This window comes from Methylobacterium sp. M6A4_1b (assembly GCF_053345175.1).
Genome location: NZ_JBKEZQ010000067.1, coordinates 1 through 4,162 on the forward strand (window position 1 = coordinate 1; position 4,162 = coordinate 4,162).

The following is a 4,162-nucleotide window of genomic DNA, read 5'->3' on the forward strand; positions in this document are numbered from 1 at the left end:
CTAGCACTACTTTGGCAGATTGATCTCAAGGTGGTTGATTGAGCACAGCATCACAGTGCGGGCATCGCCGCGGTGGTGGCCGACTGAGGTGATCCAGGATGGCCTGTCGGATCGCCGGCATCGAGGGCTGAGGCGGTGGGCAGGCGATTCTTTTTTTTCCGCCCCGCCGCTGCGAGGCGGCGGGACTGGAGGAAGGCGTAGGCCATCATCGTCATCAGCGCGTGTCGATGCAGTCCCGTCCAGGATCGGCCCTCGAAGTGGTCGAGGCCGAGTTCCTCCTTCATCTGCTGGTGGGCCTGCTCGCAGATCCAGCGCGCCTTGATCGTAGCGGCGAGCTGCTTGAGGGTCGCGTCGGCGGCCAGGTTCGAGAGATAGAACTTGCGCTCGCCCGAGCCTCGCTCCTCGCTCCTCGCGCACCAGCTAGACGGCTTCCCCGGGCAGGTGCTGGTTGCCTTGTGTACCGATCCGTTGCGTCGGACCGTCTGCCATCCGGATGCGCAACGCACAGAAGCGAGCCCGCAGCCGACCCTTGGTCCCGTGCCGCCAGGTCACCGACCGGCCGGTCATGTCTGCCAGGATCGCCTCGGCCGCGACGGAGACCTGATCCGGCACATGACGCTGGCGCGGTCGCCCACGCCCCGAGACGGGGAAGATCATCGCCACGTCGGCCGGGTAGACCTTGTTGCGTCCCGAAATCCCGACGGCCCATCTCAGGCCGCGCGCTCAGGGCCTGTCGGAACGGGGCGGAGCAGCCATAACCCGCATCGACCAGCACACAGCCGAAGCGCACGCCACCCTCTCGGACCCGATCGATCTCCGTGACCGCGATCTCCAGCTTGGTGCGGGCTGCGCGCCGATCCTCGGGAACGCCGGCCCTGGCCATCCGGTCCGGGTCGGCCGTCCAGGTCTCGGGCAGGAACAGCGCCAGGCCGACCGCCACGGGCACCTCGCCGCGCGCCAGCGTGAGCGACACCAGCGTCTGGCAGTTGGCGGTCTTGCCCAGCGTGGTGGCGTATTGCGGCGCGACCCCGACCGAGTTGTTGCCCTTCTTCGGCAAGGCGGTGTCGTCGACGACGAGGATCGCATCTGCACCGCCGACCAAGCGATCGGCCTCGTAGAGAAGCGCCTGCTGAAGCGGCGCCTCATCCCAGATCCCGGCGGCGATGAAGTGGTGCAGCCGATCATAGGGAACCCCATCGTTCCGCGCCGCTATCGGCTGGACGCTCTTGCGGTCGCCAAGGCCGATCAGACCGGCCACGTAGAGGGGGCACATCGCCCGGCGTGCCGAATGCGACAGGCCCGCCAGGAACGGCTGCAGCCATCGATCCAGATCGTCACGCCATCCGCCAGCACCTGACATCGCGCGCACCCACGCTCATGACCGTGGCATGCGAATCCGCAAAAACCTCCCGCGTTCCCTCAATCTGCCAAAGTAGTGTTAGATTCCCCGTCGCCGTCACTCGGCGCTTGGCTTCACCAGCCCCATCCTGTTCGAAAGGGGCATCGCCCACCAAACCGCTCCCCATTAAACCGGTGCAAGTCCAACCAGCACCTGCCCGGGGAAGCCGTCTGGCTGGTGCGCGAGAAGCGCAACTCGGGCGAACGTAAGCTCTACCCCGCGAATCTGCCCGCCGACGCGACCCTCGAGCAGTTCGCCCCCAAGATCAAGGCGCGCAGAATCTGCGAGCAGGCGCATCAGTAGATGAAGGAGGAACTCGGCTTCGCCCCTTCGAGGGTTGATCCTGGACCGGACTACATCGACACGCACTGGTGACGATGATTGCATACGCCTTCCTGCAGTCCCAGTGCCTCGGTGCGGCGGGGCGGAAGAAAGAATCACGTACGTACCGCCCCAACCCTCGATGGCGGCGATCCGCCAAGCCATCCTCGATCATTTCAGCCAAGCGCCATCCTGGGGATGCCGGCACTGTGATGCCGTCCTCCACCGGTCACTGTAAAAATAGTTTCCCGACGTAGTGCTAGTCCTGTGCCACTCCAATCATTGCCTGATGCTCATTTTACGTGCGATAAGCAACTTCAACGAGGGCTGGATGATTCGAGATTGAATAAGTTGACGTTCGATGACTTGGGTCATGAGAACTAGGCTCACGTTCGCATCGCTTTCGTAGGAAAGACTGCCGAGCGTGCAGCGCCACAGAAGGTACGGCAGGAAGCTGCCAAGCTCGACCGTCTCGTAATTGCCAAATCGAGCTTCGATCGCAGCTTTCAACACATCACCAGAGTGCCGAGGGGTTACCTCGCTGATTAGTAAGCGGATGCGCTCCTCGATTTCGCCGTCTGGAGCGCTCAGAAGCTTGGGCGGGACTGAAGAAAGCAGCGGAAGCATCGCCGCAAGATCTTGATCGCTCGGACCGTTTTTGGATTCAAAATAACCAATTACTGCGAATGCGGCACCGGGCCTCAACACTCTCCAAGCTAGCTCTAATGCGCCCTCCAGGTCTTCGGCATCCGCCAAACTATCAAAGCTATAGACCAGTGACACAGGCTCATTCAAGTCAATCTTGCTCAGAGGAGGATTGAAATAGGTGATTTGATCGGATGGGACGGATTTGGCGCTTATGATCATGTTCGGGGACTCGTCGACACCAATAATGGTCTCCGCTAGCCCAGCAAGAATAAAGTTACGATCCTGCGCACCGTCTCGACAAAGCAGGGATAGCGCGCGAGTGTATGGGCCGCCGTCTCCGCAGCGCTTGAGCACCAGATCGCTGATTGAGAGGCACCCCTCCAGATCTAAGACATGCCGCAATGTGAAAGGATCTTGGAGAAACCTGGTTCGTAGCATCGTCATACTGATTTTCCGTCATCGATGAATCAACCCGATTCAGAAAGCACGAAACAAGACGCGCAGACAATTGCTAAGTCGCCCGCTGACTTGTCTATCCTGATAGTAGGTCGTGTTCGCGAACCGCATCTGTGTCTCGGCGATCGCTGATTTTTGTTAGTGCTAAGCACCAGAGCACTGCAGAAGTCGGGTGAGTCATGCCGGCCTCCGGGTGAACTCCGAATCAGTCGAGCGTGGCCCATCTGAGTCGCACCACTTGTCGGCCCACCGGTCTATTAAGTCGACGCCTTTCTCATGAACCTCGGACGAATTCGCTCCGGTCAGACCCACGTGGTCAGCCCTCGTCGAAGTGGTCCGACGCAAGCTCCACTTCACGACCTCCTGGAGTTGGCCCGGTTTGTGGTCCACGGCCTTTGCATGTTCTCGGGTTGTGATGAGGGTCCCCCGGATTTTGGTCCGGCCGAAAGGTGAGCCTCCGGATCTCATTCGGCGGCCTGTCGGGCTGCCGCCAGGGCGAATTCCTGAGGCGTTCGCCACCCCAGGGCGGTGTGAGGTCGGCTCTCGTTGTAGTGCCGCCGCCACGTCTCGATCTTGCTCCTCGCGTCGGCCAACGACAAGAACCAGTTCGCGATCAAGCACTCGTCGCGCAGCCGCCCGTTGAACGACTCGACCAGCGCGTTGTCGGTCGGCTTGCCGGGCCGTGAGAAGTCCAACGTGACACCATTCTCGTAGGCCCAGCGGTCGAGAGCTTTCGAGACGAACTCAGGCCCGTTATCGACCTGAATGGCGCATGGTGCTCCGCGCAGCAGCGCCAAGCGGCCGACGACGGCCACGACCTGCTCGCCTTTGATGCCTTGGTCGACCTCGATCGCCAGAGCCTCGCGCGTGAACGCATCGACGACCGTCAAGGCCCGCAGCCGGCGACCGTCGAACAGCGCGTCGGAGACGAAGTCCATCGACCAACGCTCGTTCGGCCGGAGCGCAGCAGGCTGACGCTCACGGTGTGCCGCGCTGACGTTCCGGCGCGGTCGCTTGAGCCGCAGGCTGAAGCCCCTCGTCCCGGTAGAGACGATGAACCCTCTTATGGTTCACCCGCCAACCCTCTCGGCGCAGCAGGATGTAGATTCGAAAATAGCCGTAGCGCACCCGGCTCTTGGCCAGATCACAGATGCGCATCCGCAGCGGTGCCTGATCGGGCTTGGTCGAGCGGTAGCGGATGCTCGACCGGCCGACGCCGAGCGCGACGCAGCCGCGCCGCTCGCTCCGTGCGCCTCCTGAACTTGGTGCACGAGTTCGCGTCGCCGAGCAGGCGTCAGAGCTTTTTTTGCGAGCACGTGCCTCACAGGATGTGCTTGT

The 4,162-nt window shown here is 62.1% G+C and carries 1 protein-coding gene and 3 pseudogenes; 1 reads left to right on the forward strand and 3 read right to left on the reverse strand.

The window, feature by feature from the left end:
- Nucleotides 1-50: 50 nt before the first annotated feature.
- Nucleotides 51-1,360: pseudogene (locus ACLBWX_RS22935) on the reverse strand (IS701 family transposase).
- 177 nt (nucleotides 1,361-1,537) lie between these two features.
- On the opposite strand from ACLBWX_RS22935, the pseudogene ACLBWX_RS22940 reads away from it, so the two are divergent.
- Nucleotides 1,538-1,933: pseudogene (locus tag ACLBWX_RS22940) on the forward strand (IS701 family transposase); the annotation flags it as partial.
- 66 nt (nucleotides 1,934-1,999) lie between these two features.
- Here ACLBWX_RS22940 and ACLBWX_RS22945 read toward each other — a convergent pair.
- Together ACLBWX_RS22945 and ACLBWX_RS22950 are read right to left on the reverse strand one after the other, a co-directional pair.
- Entirely contained in the window at nucleotides 2,000-2,812 is an 813-nt protein-coding gene (locus ACLBWX_RS22945; protein ID WP_447679218.1) for a class I SAM-dependent methyltransferase, read from the reverse strand.
- Between the two features lie 476 nt (nucleotides 2,813-3,288).
- Nucleotides 3,289-4,162 (reverse strand): annotated as a pseudogene (locus ACLBWX_RS22950) (IS3 family transposase); the annotation flags it as partial.

Excerpts from the sequence above, each read along its gene's own strand:
- ACLBWX_RS22945 (WP_447679218.1), bottom strand. The coding sequence starts at position 2,812 with ATGACGATGCTACGAACCAGGTTTCTCCAAGATCCTTTCACATTGCGG.